We start from the raw sequence: 17,819 nt of genomic DNA on the forward strand, positions 1-17,819 counted from the left end.
TATCCGCATCAACTAAGTATAGAAACTTTGGGCCAGTGACCCCAGCAACAACTGCCATCCGTCAACCAGTACGAAAAGCATCAGCTTGAATGGTAATGCAATAGTTGCCGGAGGAACCATCATCATACCCAATGCCATCAGCACGCTGGCTACGACCAAGTCAATCAGCAGAAAAGGAATAAAAATCGTAAAACCGATCTGGAATGCGGTTTTCAGTTCACTGGTGACATAAGCCGGCACCAGCACTCGCATCGGAACGGCTTCCGGACCTTGCAATGAAGGAATCTGCGCCAGACGAGTAAACAAGGCTAAATCTGCTTCCCGGGTTTGCCGCAACATAAATTCACGCAATGGCTGCGACCCTTTATCGATAGCGACTTCCATACTGATTTTATCCTCACTGAACGGGCGATAGGCCTCATCGTAAATACGATTCAGTACAGGAGACATAACAAAAAAAGTCAGAAATAGACTTAGCCCCAGCAATACCTGGTTGGGGGGCGCCGTGGGCGTTCCCAGCGCGTTACGCAGCAAGCTCAGAACGATGATGATACGAGTAAAACAGGTCATCATCAGTAATACCGCTGGGATAAAGCTCAGCGCGGTGATGAAAACCAGTGTCTGAATAGGTAATGACCAGCTTTGCCCACCGTTGGCCAGAGGTTGGCTAATAATGCCGGGTAATTGAGCCAGCGCGTGAGGTGCTATCAATAACAGTATTGAGGCTGCGGGATAACGAAGCAGGCGAAACCATACAGAAAAAGAAGTTAGCTGCAGAGGGGTACTCATTCGGTTTTTTCCGGACGCTTGGTCGCTTTCTTGAGAAACTGAAGAAAATCAGCCGGCGCAATTTTTTCTGGCGATAAAACATCATTGACGGGACGTGCGGGCAGGGTGTGCAAATGAGTAATTTGCTGTGCCGTTACGCCTAACACAAGCCAGGTATCATCAACTTCAACGATGACAATACGTTCGCGTTGTCCAACCGGATAACTTGACACCATTTTCATGGCATTATTGTGTTTAGTCTGTGGGGCAAAACCCAGTTTTCGCAATAGCCAGGCTACCAACAGTATCAGTAACAAAACACCACACAAGGCAGTACCTACTTGTGACAGGAGCGTACTACCAGAAATAACGGATTCAGCAGCCATTGGCGGCTGCTGAATTGTAGAAGTGGTTTGTTGTACGGCTCCAGCCATTAGCGGCCTAGCCTGCGCATACGTTCTGACGGCGTAATAATATCAGTAATACGCACACCATATTTGTCAGAAACGACCACGACTTCGCCCTGAGCAATCAGATATCCGTTAATCATGATATCCAACGGTTCACCGGCCAGGCCATCTAATGCGACCACAGAGCCTTGCGATAAACGCAGCAACTCTTTGATCGTCATTTTGGTCCGACCTAGTTCTACCGTCAGTTTTACCGGGATATCTAAAATGAGATCGATATCCTGCATTGAGCCCTGGGTGTCTTGCACATCAAAGTTCTTAAAAATACCTTCCGTGCTGCTCGAGGCACTTTTTTCTGCCGACTGCTGCTCGTTAAATGCATCAGCCCACAGATCGTCCACGGAATCCGTTTCTTCGGACGGTTTCTTGATGTCACTCATTGAGCGGTTCCTCGTCATTCAGCGAATTTAAAATGGGGTTAATCAAGTGTTCAACACGCAAGGCATACTGACCATCTAGCGTACCATATTGACAGGTCAATACGGGAACGCCGTCCACATGAGCCACCAGGCGTTCAGGTTTATCAATCGGCAAAATATCTCCGGGTTTGAGTTTCAAAACCTTTGACAGTCGAACCGGAATATCAACGAAATTGGCAACCAGCTCCAGTTCTGAATGCTGAACCTGCTTGGCCAGTGTTTCACGCCAATGCTGGTCTTCCTGCTGTGAGTTTTCAAGCGGAGGGTTGGCCAGCAATTCGCGTAAAGGTTCAATCATCGAAAAAGGAATACAAATGCTGAACTCACCGGTCAGCGTCCCAATTTCGAGATGGAAAGGGGTTGTTACTACAATATCGTTTGGTGATGTCGTGATGTTGGTGAATTTTACCTGCATTTCGGAACGCACATATTCAACATCCAGTTTATAAATGGCGTTCCAGGCATCGCTGTAGGCATCAAGCGCCAGTTTCAGCATTCGACGTACAACTCGTTGTTCGGTATGCGTAAATTCGCGGCCTTCAACTTTGGTAGGGAAACGGCCGTCGCCGCCGAACAGGTTATCGACGGCAATAAAAACCAGGCTAGGTGAAAACACGAACAAGGCGGTGCCGCGCAGTGGCTTCAAGTGTATCAGGTTGAGATTGGTTGGAACCGGTAAGTTACGTGCAAACTCATGATATGGCTGAATCTTGATAGCACCAACGGTGATATCCGGGCTACGACGGAGCAGGTTAAACAGCCCCATACGGAACTGACGCGCAAAACGCTCGTTGATGATCTCCAGCGCCTGCAAACGTTCACGAATGACGCGTCGCTGTGTATTGGGATCATAGGGCTTAACACCCCCGTCTTTCTGCGAAGCGGCGTTGTTGGCATCAGCGCTACTATCGCCACTGTCACCGTTTAGCAGAGCATCAATCTCTGCCTGTGATAGAATGCTGTCACCCATAGTGATTACCGCAAAATGAAAGCAGTGAACAGGACATCGCTGACTACCTGGTTAGGTTGTCCGGGAACCAGCGGTGGGCTTAATACCTGCTTGATATCTTCAACCAGCTTTTGTTTGCCTTGTTCCGTTGCCAGAAATGACGAGCTCTGACGAGAAAACAGCATAATCAAACGACTGCGAATTTCTGGCAGATAATTGGTCAGGCGTGCACGGGTTGCTTCATCCGGCAGTCGTAGAGTAATCCCTACATACAGTACCCGATCCGGGTTGTTATCCGGAGATAACAGATTAACGGTAAACGTATCCAAAGGCATAAATACCGGCGCAGGCGGCGGAGGCGGCTCGCTGGACACCATTTCAGTTTTTTTATGATTCAAGAACCACCAGCCAGCACCTGCAGCAGCCGTGGCTGCCAGGGCGATAACAATCAAGAGTATCAGCCAGAGCGAGCGCTTCTTATCGCCTGACTGGGCTTTCTTATTAGACGTAGCCAATGATATATCCTGTTATTTATCAGTATCTAATGGCAAGGTCGGCCATGAGATAAATGCGTGATATCATGATTATCCCGCCTATTCATCGCTTCAATACAATGAATAAACAATAAAAAAAGCGTTAACTTCTTCATTAGGCAAAGATATCGACGCCATTAAGTCCCGAGGCCATCGACTGCAGCGGTGCAGGAACTGCCAGTGTTTCAGCTTCGGCACCCGAGCGTTCAGATTGACCAAACTGCTGTTGATAAGATGAGGTATTACCACCGCCATTGCTGTTGGCATTGGTTGCTACCTGCTGTTGTGACTGCTGCCAACTGCTGGCGTCTGATCCTACGCTGCTTTGTCCCAAATTAATGCCATTTTCCGCCATGGCGTTGCGCAGGTGGGGCAGCGCTGACTCCAGTGTGGAACGCACTTGGCTATTGCCGGAAACCAGGTGAATTTGCGCCTGATTATCTTCGATTTTCAACATAATATGCAGAGCGCCAAGCTCTTCCGGGTGGAGCTTAAGCTCGGCGGTTTGTTGTCCATTACGGCTAAACATCACTACCTGTTGCCCTAATGCATCATTCCATTGCTGTGTGCCTAGCGGTGCGCTGATTTGACTGGTCACGTGCTGAGCCGCCGGCTGAGTTGGCGTCGCATTACTGGAAAACAGCGATGACAGTGTCTGCAATGATGAATTAGCGTTTGCGTCAGCCGGTGCGGATGCCACAATTGGATTACTGGCGCTATCTTCCTTGCGGGAGGCCAGTAATGGATTATCTTGGAACTGGTCGTGACCATGTTCGGAAGGCGCCAGCCCGGCATTTTTAACTGCCGCTGATGCATTCACCGCATTCAGTGGCGATGACATAACCGCGTTATTTGCGGTTGAGGTGGAACTCAGCGCAAAATTGCCTTGTGCTGATGAGTCACCGGTTTTGCTTGCGTTCAGGAGCGAAGCTAAAACGCTATTGCTGCTTTTATCATTTGACAGTGTACTCAACGCATCAGATACAGTCTGAGTCCCTGTATCTCCAACGGATAGTTTTGCCTGACCTGTGGTTTGCATTGGAATCATGGCAAACAGTGCCTGCATAGCCAACGCATCATTATTGGATGTTTTCTCGTCTTTTACACTGTCTTTTTGCTGCGCTTTCACCAGCAGCGATTCAAGGGAATTGCCTGATTGCAGGTCAGCCAATGTCAGCGTCCCTTTAGTCAGAGCACTTAAGATAGTGTTTAATTCATCACTGTTTGCATCAATACCATTTTTTGCCAGCGCATCCTTAAACTCGGCGCTCTCTTGAGAGCTAAGCACCGTCTTCTTGGATGCATGTGTTGTCGACAGTTTCTGGGTAAGCAATTGCAAAAAGTTTTCAGGCAGTTGATCTTTGCCTATCAGCGCAAGTAAGGAGTTTCCCTGAGGCGCGGTGGTGCTTGCATCAGTCGTCGTGATTGTCATTGCTGGCAAGTTCATAGTTATGTTTTCCTCATTGATGCGCGTTGGGCAAATTCATCCATCCGCTTTTGTTCCAGACGATTTTCGTGCGCCAGCATTTTGGTCTGTTCACGCTGCTGCAGCGTACTGAATGCGTTGAGTCGCTGCTGTTTTTCTTGCCAGGCTTTCATCGCCTGGTTCAGACGAGAAGACCAATTTAATAACTGATGCTGATGCTGCTCAATCGCTTTTTCCAGAGTCAAAATAAATTGTTGATAATTTTGCCACGAGGTGTTGGCCATACCTTCAGTCATAGACTCATTAAGTCGTTGGCGATAATCGTCATGATAACCTAACAACATATTGAGTTGCTGTTCAGCCTGCAAATAAGCCTTTTGTACCTGTCCTAAATGCGTTGTTGCGGCATCGACCTCTTTTTGGGCCAAATCGCGCAGCATACCGAAGGTTGATTGAGTGCTCATTCACCCTCCTATCGATTATACGGGAAAATGTTATTCAGCGCCTGACAGGCTTCGTCAAATGAGCTTCGCTCAAACATTCCCTGCTGCAAAAAGTGCTGCATATGCGGATACAGCTGTATGGCTCGATCAAGCATTGGGTCGCTACCGGCTGCATAGGCGCCAACATTAATCAGGTCGCGATTGCGCTGGTAACTGGACAGTGATTGTTTAAACTGCCTTACCGCAGAATAATGATTTTCATCAATCAACGCCGTCATGGCACGGCTAATCGATGCTTCAATATCGATAGCCGGATAATGCCCGGATTCGGCTAGCTGACGCGACAACACGATATGTCCGTCCAGAATGGCTCGGGCAGAGTCTGCTATCGGATCTTGTTGGTCGTCGCCTTCGGTCAACACCGTATAAAATGCTGTGATTGAGCCGCCGCCTGAAATGCCATTGCCTGCGCGTTCTACTAATGCCGGCAGTTTGGCGAAAACGGACGGTGGATAACCTTTGGTCGCCGGTGGTTCGCCAATTGCCAGTGCTATTTCACGCTGTGCCATCGCGTAGCGCGTTAGCGAGTCCATAATCAACAAGACATGATGTCCACGGTCGCGAAAATCTTCTGCGATGCGTGTAGCATAAGCGGCACCTTGCATACGCAGCAAGGGAGAGACATCCGCTGGAGCAGCAATAACCACTGAGCGGGCAAGCCCCTCGGTGCCGAGAATATTTTCAATGAAATCTTTTACTTCGCGACCACGCTCACCGATCAGACCGACAACGATGACATCAGCTTGAGTATAGCGCGCCATCATGCCGAGCAGCACACTTTTACCTACGCCGGAACCGGCGAAAAGGCCCATACGCTGGCCGCGGCCAACGGTCAACAACGCATTAATGGCACGTACGCCGACATCCAGCACATGCTCAATCGGCGTACGCTGGAGAGGGTTAAACGGCGCTGTCGCCAAAGACGCTCTATAGCCGGTCTCCGGTGCCGGCAGCCCATCCAGCGGTTTTGCACTGCCATCTAATACGCGCCCTAACAATGCCGGGCCTAGTGGTAGCTGCTTGCCTTGACTGCTGCCGGAAAGACCAACACGTTCATAAACACGTGCGCCAGGGATAATTCCTTCCACTTCTTCAAGTGGCATCAGAAACAATTTCTGGCCATTAAACCCGACAACTTCGCTTTCGACCTCGTCAATCTGATTACCTGTCTGCCGTTCAATCAGGCACGTTGAGCCTAATGGCATATGCAGACCTGTTGCTTCAAGCACCAATCCCGTTGCCCGCGTCAGTCGGCCATAACGACGTATCGCAGGCGTATTGGTAATACGTTTTTCAAATGTATCGATAGAAGAAAGCCAACGGGAGAGACGCACTGTCATCAGAGTTCTCCCGGCGCGGCCAGTCGACAAAGTTCATGCCAGCGCGTAGCGATGCTGGCGTCCAGATCACCTTCTTCGGCGCTAACTTTGCATCCGCCAGGGTGCAACTGATTATCCGCCAGCAGCCGCCAACCGTGAAGGCTGAGAGTGGGGCCCAAGTGTTGCTCCACCATCTCCAGATCCGATGGGTGAACGCGCAACTGTGGTTTGCCGCTGAACATAGGCTCTTGTTGGATGAGTTGCTGTATCTGCCCCATCAGCGCCGTACCATCACAGACCGGTGACTGACCGATGACCTGCCTGGCCGCCGTTAAGGCGAGTTGCATGAGTCGTGAAACAATGACGCTGTCGAGTGCGTCTAGTGTTTGCTGGAACTCATTGACCATCTGTTGCATTTGGGCAATAACGGGTTGCTGCTGTTGAACCGCATTCTGGAGACCTTGCTGTGTACCGGCCTGGAGTCCATCCTGATAACCCGCCGCGTAGCCTTGCTGTTTGCCTTCAGCAAACCCGGTTTCCCGCGCCTGCTGCAGCACTTGTTCCCGCAATGTCGCCAGATCGTCCTGCGGCGGCTGAAAATCCGACATGGCGAAGAAACCGTTATCGTCTTCCTGCGGCATTGGCGACAGGGTAGTAGAAGAAACCGACGTCGACGGGGCTACGCCTTTCGTTACCGGTTTAGTCGGTGCAGAAAGGTCATCCAGTTTCCACGGCTGCCAGTCAAGATCACTGGAAGAATTAGACAAACGCGTCATCGCCACCACCGATAATCATTTCGCCGCTGTCTGCCAGTCGACGTACGATGAGCAAAATGGCTTTCTGTTCGTTTTCTACCTGAGACATACGTACCGGGCCGCGGGTAGCCAAGTCGTCGCGCAGAATTTCCGCCGCACGCTGCGACATATTGCGCAGGAACTTCTCGCGCAGCGGCTGCTCGGCACCCTTCAGGGCGATCAACAGAGACTCGGATTCCACTTCTTGCAGCAGACGCTGGATACTGCGGTCGTCCACTTCCACCAGATTCTCGAACAGGAACATTTCGTCGATAATTTTTTGTGCCAGTTCGCCATCGAATTCGCGAACTGCATCGATAACCGCTTCCTCGTGCTGCGTTTTCATCAGGTTAATGATTTCCGCCGCAGTACGAACACCACCCATCTTGCTGCGTTTGAGGTTCTGACCATCCAACAGGCCGTTAAGCACTTCAGTCAATTCCGCCAATGCTGATGGTTGCACACCACCGAAAGTAGCGATACGCAGCATTACGTCATTACGCATACGTTCATCGAAATGAGCCAGAATATCGGCTGCTTGCGCACGCTTCAAGTGTACAAGAATGGTCGCGATAATCTGCGGATGTTCGTCGCGGATAAGATCAGCTGCACTTTGTGGCTCCATGAAGTTAAGCGTTTCCATACCGGAAGACGTTTCCTTACTTTCAAGAATGTCTTCCAGCAGGCTGGAGGCGCGCTCTTCACCTAATGCTTTAACCAGTACAGAACGGAGATATTCACCCGCATTCACGCCCAGAGCTGCATACTGCTCGGCTTCAAGATCAAATTCACGCAGCACTTCCAGCAATTCTGACTGGGAGACCTGTTTCATATTGGCCATTGCAGTACTGAGATGCTGAACCTCACGCGTTGAAAGGTGCGTAAACACTTCTGCCGCACGGTCTTCGCCGATAGTCATCAATAAGACGGCGCTTTTTTCTGTACCTGTCAGACTCATAGTTCGTTACTCATCCAATGGCGGATTACCAGTGCGACAACGCGAGGGTCGTTTTCGGCCAGCTCACGAATACGCTGACTGTGCATTTCTGTATGGGCCCGTTGTTCGGATTTTTTCTGCAGTTCCTCTTCCATTGAACTGATCGTGACGGAAACATCCGGATCCTGCCCGCGTAGCGCAGCAGCGGCGGCGGCAGCCTCTTGTATCTGAACGCGTCTTTGCAACTGCGGACGCACCAATTTGCGATACAGAATCCAGCCGACAATCAGTACCAACAGCCAGCGGCCTGCTGCGGTCAGCAAATCGAAGAAGACTTGTTTCTGCCAGAAGGGCAGTTCACCACCACTGGTATCCGTTATCGTGAATGGTGTATTAACCACATTCAGAGAGTCGCCGCGTTCGGTGGAGAACCCCATTGATTCACGCACCAGCGCTTCGATTTTTTTCAACTGCTCATCGCTGAGTGCCGCCGGTTTACCATCTTCGCCCTGTGTGTAGTTAACCACGACAGCGACGGACAGACGCTGGATGTTTCCGGTGCTTTGTTTGGTATGACGGATTGTGCGGTCAACTTCATAGTTGATCGTCTGATCATGACGGCTATTGTAAGTCTGATTAGCGGCGTTATTGCCTGAGGTCTGAGTATTCGTTCCCGCCGTATTGGTATTGTTAGTATTGTTGGTGTTATTGGCATTATTTGCCGGTGGAGTAGAAATCGGTGCCGTAGGAGCGGGCGAGGGCGTATTAGACAATGCGCCTGGTACTCCACCTACGTTAGAACCGCCGCGTTGATCGCTCTGGCTGGATTGTTGAGATCTTACTGCCGACTGATTCGGCGACTGATTAGGCTGGTATTGCTCGTCAGTCTGTTCACGATTAGCAAAATCGATTTGCGCGGTGACTTGCGCATGTACGTTTCCTGCGCCGACTACCGGCGCCAGAATAGCTTCAATCCTGCGCTGGTAATTGCCTTCGATTTCGTTAGCATATTTCAGCTGTGCCGCATTCAGATCACGCCCTGAACCATCATTCTGTGTCAGCAGCTTTCCGGTCTGATCAACAACAGTGACTTTATCGGCAGGAAGACCGGCCACGCTGCTGGAAACCAGATACGTAATAGCGTTGATCTGGCTGTCATCCAACGCGCGTCCTGGTTGTAGGGTTACGGTGACTGCTGCTGAAGGAGATTTTTGTTCACGAACAAACAGCGATGGCTTGGGAATAGCCAGATGAACACGTGCATTCTGGATCGGCCCCAGAGTTTCCATGGTTCTCGCCAATTCGCCTTCCAATGCACGCTGGTAATTAATCTGCTCGCTAAACTGGCTGATGCCGAATTTTTCCTGATCGAGCAGTTCGAAACCGACCGCACCACCTTTCGGCAATCCTTGTTGCGCCAGTTTCAGTCGGGTTTCATAAACTTTATCCGCCGGGATCATGATAGCCGCACCGCTTTCCGTAAAGCGGTAAGGAATATTCATTTTACCCAGTTCAGAAACAATGCTGCCGCCATCGCGTTCATTCAGATTAGTATAAAGAACGCGATAATCAGGGCCGCGCGCCCACAAGGACAGTGCGACGACGATAGCTATCGTGGCGGCGGCGGCAATCAACAAAGGGATTCTAGGGTTGGCACGCAAACGGTCGAGTATCTCGCCAAAGCTTTTCCCACCGGTTGCGGCGCCGGATGTTAAGGCGTTCATACTCTATCTCTGCCTGGTTGCTGAACGATATGGATAACGTTGTAACGTAACAAAACAGAACTCCCTGATTGCGCAATCATAAAAACTCATCACCGACACTTACCGGCATGTCATTATTTTCCGTTACGCAAAATTTGATGGGTCGATAAGCTGGCATTTTTAATGTCATTTATACGATTTACTACCTTGTGGATATGGTAGCGTATTTACCCTGTAGAGAGATGTATGTGGAATAAACAGCGCTGACAGCGGTTTGTGTTTGTTCATTATGTATATCCTCATGATTTCATTTTATTTTTTCAGTTCTCAATCTTTAGTTGAGGAAGCGGGCATGTCTATTCAGGGTATTGATGCGGTATTGCAACAAATGCAGGTTACTGCAACTAAAGCAGCCGGCGGGCTGGATTCTAATGTAGCATCTCAGTCTGGCTTTGCCAGTGAGCTGAAAGCCGCACTTGAGAAAATCAACGAAACACGGGTACAGGCTCAGACACAGGCTGAAGCATTTACGTTGGGAAAACCAGGCGTGGCCCTGAATGATGTCATGGTTGATAACCAGAAAGCATCCATTGCTTTGCAGATGGGCGTTCAGGTGCGCAATAAACTGGTGTCTGCTTATCAGGAAGTCATGAATATGACAGTATAATCGCAAGCAGAGCACGGTGTGATTATCTATATGATTTTTATCTGGTAATTACTTGGTTTTTCAGAGTCAGGGTGAATGACTATGGTTATTCACCCTGATTTTTTTGAAGAAAGTGAGTGTTAGTATTAGGGTAATATTGATGGGCCCGTCCTGAGAGGTTGGGGCCCATGAGCGGTTAATCAGGGCTGTGGTTTTCCAGTGAGTATATCGTTGGAAAACTCGGCGTACGCATTGTTGACGGATTTTTGGTTTTGAGACTGCTGGATTAAGACTGCCAGCTCCTGCATTCTGTTTTGTAACAGCTCTTTCACCTGTGCTTCCGTATCCAGTATATCCTGAAGAAGTTGCCGAAACTGTAATTGCACCGTACTAGGAATATTAGCCGGAGCGTTAGCCTGACTGATTCTCTCTATTGACTGAATATAAATAATTTCCTGTTCAACAACATCATCCCATAATCCATTGATGGCCATGGTTTTGATATTACGGATGAGTGTGAGTAACCCCTGATACTCAGTTAGTAATGGAGAGAGGTTGTCCATTAGCGCGCTTCCGTCGTTGGTTGATAACCAGGCCCAATTTGTTTCCAAGCGTCCGCAATATTTTCAAGGAGAGCTTCCACTTCCATAATTGCCTGCAAATCGTTATTAATATTGGCATGTAATAATCGACGCACCATGTAGTCGTAAAGATCGGCAAGATTTTCAGCCAACTCACCACCGTTTTCCATGTCCAATCCGAGCTTTAAGCCGTTGCTGATAAGGTCAATGGCTTTAGATAAGGCGTTCCCTTTGCCGGCGATGTCATTTTGCTCGATGAGAATCCGTGCCCGGATAAGTGCGCTCTTGGTGCCGTCAAACAACAGAACAATCAGTTGGTGTGGACTGGCGCTCATTACTGCGCTTTCCACACCCACCTGTGCGTAAGCCTGACTGGCATTCTTTCTATACATGACCATATGTTGAATAACCGATTAACAATAAAAAAGACAGCAATGCCCATCGTGAGTGAAGTGCCGTTGGTACGGCACTTCGCGCTGTACTAATTAGTTGGATTGATTGTTACTATCAAACTGTTTTGTCAGGTAATTACTGGTCGTTGTCATTTGGGATAGCAACTTGTTGAGTTGAGTAAACTGTGCTTTATAACGTTTCATCGTCGCATCAATACTGTCTTGGATGCTGGTGATCTGTTTTTCTAAACTTTTCTGGCTGGTCTCAATACCAGCCTTAGCCGATTTGATCAAACCATCCGACGAGTCTACTGTTCTGGACAGGTAATTTCCCACCTGGGTAGCGAATCCTGTGGTGGTTCCGTTACCGGTGAAGAATGTAGTTACGCTACTGGCGCTGACTTTCAGCGTACTTTCCAGTTTGGTATTATCAATAGTCAGTTTGCCATTATTGATAGGATCTTGGGTAATGCCCATATCGGCCATGATGCGCAGCGAACCGCTACCGCTCTGAACATTCGTCATCAAACTTTGTAGCTGCTGTTGGATAGCACGAACCGTCCCGTCACCGTTCAGTGCGCCCTTGCTGCTGGCATCGGTCTGGGTTTTGATCACATCCAACACGTTGTTGTAGGCAGTGACCCAATCCTGAACGGCTTTTTTGGTGCTGGTGATATCGGATGTAATCGTCAGGTTTTCCGCAGTTGAACCTACAGCGGAGGCCGATTTAAGGTTCAGTGTTACACCACTGATAGCCGTAGTAACGGTATTGCTCTGACTGGTTATCTGCATGCCGTTAAGCGTAAATGAAGCATCTTTAGCCGCAACTTGCTCGCTAAAGCTACCGCTGCTCAGCGAACTGGAAAGTGAACCGCTGACTGAAATGGTCATCGCCGATTGCGTGCCGGTGTCTTTCGACGTTAACATCAAATAATTGCTGGTGCCGTTATTAATAATACTGGCACTAACGCTACCTCCGGCATTGTTGATAGCGTCGCGGATATCATTTAATGATGTTTTGTCATCAGTCAGCGTAATCGTCAGTGGGGTAGACCGGCTGGGCTGTGAGATCGTGATCGTGCTGCTGGTGCTGGAGGTGCCGCCTGCTACCAGTGCGGTCGATGCGCTGCTAAAGGCACCGGATATTTGTGACTGGGCTTGCGCGAGATTATTGACGAAAACACTGTAGGAACCCACCACTGCAGTGTTATCCGTGGTAGCACTGAATGCGGTATTGGTGCTTGTGACTGCAGTCGACGTGATGTTTTTCATGTTCTGCAGCGTAGTGGTAGCGCTCTGCAGGCCTTTCATCGCTGTTTCGATGGTGCTGTAGGCCGTTGCCTGTGCGCTTAGCGAAGTTTGTTTGTTGGTATAAGGTGTTAATCGTTGTTCTTCGACAGATTGCAATTTAGTGACAAGGTTACTTAAGTCAAGCGATTGACCCTTGATTGTCGACCCCAGGTTCAAACCGATTGATGAGATAATATCCGAGTTAGAGCTAACTGAAGTCGCCATAGAGATACCCTTCCGTTTAAATTGTGAACTGACATACTTATCGGCACTGTATACCAAAAATTTATAGACGTAATGTAAATTTCAGCGTAATCGGCATTCGCCCTGATTTCCATCATGCATATGGGGTACGAAGGGGGTTATCACTCCAGGAGGAACTACTTACTTGAGCGTAACTCCGCAAATGGGCGGTTTATCTGGGGGATACAAAAATTTCAAAAAAAAGCTAAAGGTTGTTTTACCCCGGCCGATACAGTTAGGGACGGTGATGACACCGGGGGCAACAGCCCATCCCCATTAATAGAGATGAAAGGAATATAATTATGGCAGTCATTAATACTAACAGTATGTCGCTGTTGGCCCAGACCAACCTGAACAAATCTCAATCTTCCCTGCAGACTGCTATTGAGCGTCTGTCCTCCGGTCTGGCCATCAACAGCGCCAAAGATAACGCTGCCGGTGCCGGTATCTCCAACGACATGACCGCTCAGATTCGTGGTCTGACTCAGGCATCTAAAAACGCCAACGACGGTATCTCTCTGGTTCAGACCGCTGAAGGTAACCTGAACACCATCAACGACAACTTGCAGCGTATCCGTGAGCTGGCCGTACAGGCAGCTAACGACACGAACAACACCATCAACCGTAGCTCTATCCAGACTGAAATTAACCGTCGTGTTGATGAAATCAACCGTGTTGCTGCCAGCGCGAACTTTAACGGCCAGGCTCTGCTGAACGGTACCGTTAACGCCACTGGTTTCAACATTCAGGTTGGTGCCGGCACCACTGCCAACGACGCGATCTCCGTAGGTAGCGCTGCATTGATCAACGCCACTACTGGTGGTCTGGGCGTATCAACTACCGACGTATCTACCGCTGCTAGTGCAACCGCGGTCGTTGCTGCGATTGATACCGCGTTGCAGAATATTAACAACGCTAAGGCAAACATTGGTGCTACGCTGAACCGCTTCCAGTCCACCATTGACAACCTGAGTAACACCATCAATAACCTGACTACCGCTCGTAGTCGTATTCAGGATGCTGACTACGCGACTGAAGTATCCAACATGAGCCGTGCGCAGATTCTGCAGCAGGCTGGTACTTCTGTACTGGCTCAGGCTAACCAGGTACCGCAGACTGTTCTGAAACTGCTGCAGTAATCCCTGTTTACGCAGTTGCCGATTGAGAAACCAACCCTCCGGGGTTGGTTTTTTTATTTATTCTGTGGTGCTACTGGAGTAAATAAAATTACCAGAATAAAAATCGGCTCCTTAAGCGATGAAATAGAGAAGTTATAATTTGATGCTCAGGGGATTGGTAAAAAAGGTTTTCTTGTATACTGCAGGCAATTTCATCTCCGCATAAAGTATTGAGGGAAATGCCTTGTGACCATGCCAGATGCACAACCTTTAGCGAATAATGCCGATATGGCTGAAGATAATGATACAACGCCATTGAGTTCGATGTCTCCTCCCATTCCATATATTGCGCCTTTCCATTTACAAGCTACCGCACATCTTTACGGCATTAAATCCGCTATTCCGGAAAAGGCTCGAGTACTTGAGATTGGGTGTAAGGATGGCGGTAATTTGCTGCCTTTTGCGCTGGCAAACCCACAAGCACAGGCTGTTGGTGTTGATCTTGATGCGGAGCAGATCGAGAAAGGTAATGCGCTGATAAAACAGCTTGAACTGGAAAACATTGCTTTATTTGCATTGGACCTTGAGTCTCTACTAGCCTGCGATCCTGGAACATTCGATTACATCATTATCCACGGTTTATTCAGCCTCATCGGTGGTGAGACGCGGGAGGCATTGCTGCGGTTCTGCCATGATCACCTAACGTCAGAAGGCATTGTCTGTTATAGCTATAACACATATCCAGGGTGGAAGACTGGCGAAATTCTGCGAGACGCTATCCAGCTTCATAGCAGCCTTGCTAGCGATGATAAAACAGCGCAAGCCAGCGCCCGTGCAATGTTAACCTATCTATCTCTGGGAACCTCGCCGGATAATCCCCAGAATGCAGCCCTGAAAACCTTTATTGAACAAGCCGAAAAACAGTCCAATGTGGATTTTGCATTGCACTATCTACAGGGGTTAAATCAGCCTTGTTACTTCGTCGATTTCTATGCGCAGATTAGCCAGGTCGGCTTTTCCTATGTGGGGGATGTTCGGGCATACACTGAACTGGCTGGGCATTATGGCGATCAGGTTTCTCACTTACATGAGACAATTTGTCCTGAAAATACCACTTACTTGCGCCAGCAATATCTGGATTTTGCAGTTAATCGTTCCCAGCGATTCAGCATACTGGTTCCACAGGAAAGGGCTGGGAGTGTGTTGCCGGAGCCGGATCTTTCAAAACTGGCGGATTTCAACTGGGCTGGAAATTTCCAGCGTGTTACGGCAAGTAATGGCGGCACGCTGAATGTCCACACTTCCGGTACAGGTGAAACTATTGGGACAGAAAATCGGGTGGTATTGAGTGTTCTGGATGCGCTAGGAGAAGCCTGGCCTGCCAGTTTAAGTCTGGATCAACTTATTTTTAATACCCGATTGCCAGAAAAAGAAACAGAAAATCATCGGCAAGATGTACTGGATGCATTAAAAAACCTGTTTGTAAAAGGCATCGGTGGTCTCTACACACGGATAGGGAACTGTACTTATCGTAGCAGCCCACATAAAACGTTGACTGGGTTGACTGGTCTTGCAGAGACTGATTTGGCATTCAATTTCTGGCATGAACCGGTTTCACTTGATAGTGACGAGCGACGGTTCTTGCAACAGCTGTCTTCGCCGCTCCAGAATAAAGATAATACATTTTATAGCAAACTCTGGGCGTTGCGTAATAAAGGTGTGGTATGGGGAACGATACGTGCATGGCGAGACTATTTGCAAGAAGCGATCATAAAAGCGAATGCTGCTCAGGTTGCGGTTTATATCCAGTCATTGGTCGTTTATATCAGTGAACCTCGTGCGGGCGGTCTTGTTGAGACGGAAAAATCGTCAGTAAATAAAAAGAATAAGCCGCATAACAAGGGACCGTTAAACCGGAAGGTATACGAAGATATTGAGCGATTAACTGCATTAGGGCATTTCGCCGAGGTTAGAGAAAAGGCCGAAGAGATTATCAGCACTTATCCCGACAATCTGGATGCTTGGTATCCTTTCGTGAGAACACATGTCCTTACCGGTGATTTCGATGGTGCGTTGAGTATTATTACCAGAGCAATTGCACTAGTACCTTTCAATTGGGATTTTTATATTGACTTAGCAGTGTGCCTCTGGAAAAAAAATGAATTGCACCATGGTATGGCGCTGACCAGAAAAGTATTGCGTTGTGATAAGCAAAAAGGGCTGGCGTGGGACACTCTGGCGGTATTGCTGAATATTACTCATGACCTTGATTCAGCGTTTAAGTGCATGGAGAAAGCACTGCAGATTGAACCAGAAAATCCCAATTTTATCAGTCATATGGGAATGGTCTGTCATAACCTGGGACGAAAGGATGCCGTCTTATATCACCGCAAGACTATTGAACTGATGCCTCATGCGTTCCATTTATACAGTAATTTACTGCTGGGATTGTCGCATGATATCAGTATCACGCCGCAGGCGTTGTTTCAGGAGCACCTCATATTTGGTCAACGTGTGGAAGCAGCTGCTGTACGCCATAACTGTCATTTTGCCTATTCTCTTAACAAGGATATCCACCGTCCGTTGCGCATCGGTTTTATTTCCGGTGATTTTGGTAACCATCCTGTGACAAACTTTTTGGAGCCTATCTGGAATTCTCTTGATCGACGTGAATTCTCGCTTTATGCCTATTCAAGTTTTCAGCGTCTTGAGGAAAAAGCAGAGAGTTTAAAACAGACTGCTGCTGGCTGGTATGATGTTGACAAGATGGGTGATCTGGAATTGGCGACGCTCATCAATAAGGATGAAATTGATATCCTGATCGATTTGTCCGGCCACACAGCTTATAACCGACTGCCTGTATTTGCCTTAAAACCTGCACCGATCCAAATAACCTGGTTAGGATATCCTGGCACCACAGGTATGCGTTCTATGGATTACATTTTGATGGATCGAAACTTTTTAGAGCGGGGAGCTCTTGATGATCAACTGACAGAAAGTGCTATTTATATGCCTTCTGTCAAATTTTTTGAACCGCATAATGATTGTCCCGACGTTAATGAACTCCCTGCATTGAAAAATGGATACCTGACATTTGCGAGTTTTAATCGGCCTCAAAAAATCACAGATGAAACTTTGGCGTTATGGGCCAAAGTATTGACTGCTTTACCGGATTCACGTTTGGTGATGGGGTACATGACGGGCCAGGAGTGTATCGATTATTTTCGTTCCAAATTGATTGATTTTGGTGTCCTAGAGTCTCAATTATCATTTCGCATGAGAACAGGATTGAAAGAGTACCTGGGGATGCACCAAGAAGTTGATATGTTATTAGATGCTTATCCTTATTCTGGTGGAACAACGGTTGGGCATGCGGCATGGATGGGGGTTCCTGTATTAACATTAGAAGGGGTGACAATGGCATCCCGACAAGGTGGAGTGATAATGCGGATATATGGACTCTCAGATTTTGTTGCTGGCAATGATGATGAGTTTATGAGTAAGGCATTCTATTGGAGCAAATCACTTAAAGAGCTCAGTGAAATCAGGAGCGGATTGCGAGAACGTATGAGTAATAAAAATAAGGTAGGTATATCACCTTCTTTTTATTTTGAAAAAGCTCTTCATCAAGTATGGGGAAATTATTGTGAAGGGAATCGGCCAAGAAGCTTTAGAATTGAGCCTGATGGTGTGATTCTATAATTAATTATTTCTAATATCTGGCTGAA

General features: G+C 48.2%; 17 protein-coding genes. 3 read left to right on the forward strand and 14 right to left on the reverse strand.

The window, feature by feature from the left end:
- Window positions 1-12: 12 nt before the first annotated feature.
- From fliP to fliF, 11 genes are all read right to left on the reverse strand, one after another.
- Window positions 13-789 (reverse strand): flagellar type III secretion system pore protein FliP, encoded by a 777-nt coding sequence (fliP, locus tag FDP13_RS06170; protein WP_012769292.1) that lies wholly within the window; start codon window positions 787-789, stop codon window positions 13-15.
- Entirely contained in the window at window positions 786-1,202 is a 417-nt protein-coding gene (gene fliO, locus FDP13_RS06175) for a flagellar biosynthetic protein FliO (protein WP_012769293.1), read from the reverse strand. Before fliO ends, fliP begins: the two co-directional genes overlap by 4 nt.
- A complete protein-coding gene (gene fliN, locus FDP13_RS06180; protein WP_012769294.1) occupies window positions 1,202-1,618 on the reverse strand; it encodes a flagellar motor switch protein FliN in 417 nt (138 codons plus the stop codon). Before fliN ends, fliO begins: the two co-directional genes overlap by 1 nt.
- Entirely contained in the window at window positions 1,611-2,627 is a 1,017-nt protein-coding gene (gene fliM, locus FDP13_RS06185) for a flagellar motor switch protein FliM (RefSeq protein WP_012769295.1), read from the reverse strand. The genes fliN and fliM overlap by 8 nt, the downstream gene beginning before the upstream one ends.
- A gap of 5 nt (window positions 2,628-2,632) precedes the next feature.
- Window positions 2,633-3,121 (reverse strand): flagellar basal body-associated protein FliL, encoded by a 489-nt coding sequence (gene fliL / locus FDP13_RS06190; protein ID WP_012769296.1) that lies wholly within the window; start codon window positions 3,119-3,121, stop codon window positions 2,633-2,635.
- 133 nt (window positions 3,122-3,254) lie between these two features.
- The gene (locus FDP13_RS06195) at window positions 3,255-4,586 is read right to left on the reverse strand and encodes a flagellar hook-length control protein FliK (protein ID WP_143839032.1); all 1,332 of its coding nucleotides are present in this window, start codon (window positions 4,584-4,586) and stop codon (window positions 3,255-3,257) included.
- Between the two features lie 2 nt (window positions 4,587-4,588).
- Complete coding sequence (fliJ, locus tag FDP13_RS06200; protein WP_012769298.1) at window positions 4,589-5,029, reverse strand: flagellar export protein FliJ; 441 nt, start codon at window positions 5,027-5,029, stop codon at window positions 4,589-4,591.
- Window positions 5,030-5,037: 8 nt separating this feature from the next.
- Window positions 5,038-6,408, reverse strand: coding sequence for a flagellar protein export ATPase FliI (gene fliI / locus FDP13_RS06205; RefSeq protein ID WP_012769299.1), 1,371 nt, complete (start codon window positions 6,406-6,408; stop codon window positions 5,038-5,040).
- On the reverse strand, window positions 6,408-7,163 hold the full coding sequence (gene fliH, locus FDP13_RS06210; protein WP_012769300.1) for a flagellar assembly protein FliH: 756 nt from the start codon (window positions 7,161-7,163) through the stop codon (window positions 6,408-6,410). Before fliH ends, fliI begins: the two co-directional genes overlap by 1 nt.
- The gene (fliG, locus tag FDP13_RS06215; protein WP_012769301.1) at window positions 7,147-8,139 is read right to left on the reverse strand and encodes a flagellar motor switch protein FliG; all 993 of its coding nucleotides are present in this window, start codon (window positions 8,137-8,139) and stop codon (window positions 7,147-7,149) included. The genes fliH and fliG overlap by 17 nt, the downstream gene beginning before the upstream one ends.
- On the reverse strand, window positions 8,136-9,842 hold the full coding sequence (gene fliF, locus FDP13_RS06220) for a flagellar basal-body MS-ring/collar protein FliF (RefSeq protein ID WP_143839033.1): 1,707 nt from the start codon (window positions 9,840-9,842) through the stop codon (window positions 8,136-8,138). The genes fliG and fliF overlap by 4 nt, the downstream gene beginning before the upstream one ends.
- 331 nt (window positions 9,843-10,173) lie before the next feature.
- Between fliF and fliE the strand changes: the two genes are divergently transcribed.
- Window positions 10,174-10,488 (forward strand): flagellar hook-basal body complex protein FliE, encoded by a 315-nt coding sequence (gene fliE, locus FDP13_RS06225; protein ID WP_012769303.1) that lies wholly within the window; start codon window positions 10,174-10,176, stop codon window positions 10,486-10,488.
- A gap of 179 nt (window positions 10,489-10,667) precedes the next feature.
- On the opposite strand, the gene fliT is transcribed toward fliE, so the two are convergent.
- The 3 genes from fliT to fliD form a co-directional block, all read right to left on the reverse strand.
- Entirely contained in the window at window positions 10,668-11,030 is a 363-nt protein-coding gene (fliT, locus tag FDP13_RS06230) for a flagellar protein FliT (RefSeq protein WP_012769304.1), read from the reverse strand.
- Window positions 11,030-11,440: a flagellar export chaperone FliS gene (fliS, locus tag FDP13_RS06235; protein ID WP_033576325.1), complete on the reverse strand. Its 411-nt coding sequence runs from the start codon at window positions 11,438-11,440 to the stop codon at window positions 11,030-11,032. The genes fliT and fliS overlap by 1 nt, the downstream gene beginning before the upstream one ends.
- A 93-nt stretch (window positions 11,441-11,533) precedes the next feature.
- The gene (fliD, locus tag FDP13_RS06240; protein ID WP_143839034.1) at window positions 11,534-12,955 is read right to left on the reverse strand and encodes a flagellar filament capping protein FliD; all 1,422 of its coding nucleotides are present in this window, start codon (window positions 12,953-12,955) and stop codon (window positions 11,534-11,536) included.
- 320 nt (window positions 12,956-13,275) lie between these two features.
- On the opposite strand from fliD, the gene FDP13_RS06245 reads away from it, so the two are divergent.
- Together FDP13_RS06245 and FDP13_RS06250 are read left to right on the forward strand one after the other, a co-directional pair.
- Window positions 13,276-14,112: a flagellin gene (locus FDP13_RS06245; protein ID WP_040001469.1), complete on the forward strand. Its 837-nt coding sequence runs from the start codon at window positions 13,276-13,278 to the stop codon at window positions 14,110-14,112.
- Window positions 14,113-14,343: 231 nt separating this feature from the next.
- Window positions 14,344-17,793 (forward strand): methyltransferase regulatory domain-containing protein, encoded by a 3,450-nt coding sequence (locus FDP13_RS06250; RefSeq protein ID WP_143839094.1) that lies wholly within the window; start codon window positions 14,344-14,346, stop codon window positions 17,791-17,793.
- Window positions 17,794-17,819 lie beyond the last annotated feature (26 nt).

Source organism: Dickeya sp. ws52, assembly GCF_007210685.1.
GTDB classification, from domain to species: Bacteria; Pseudomonadota; Gammaproteobacteria; order Enterobacterales; family Enterobacteriaceae; genus Dickeya; species Dickeya chrysanthemi.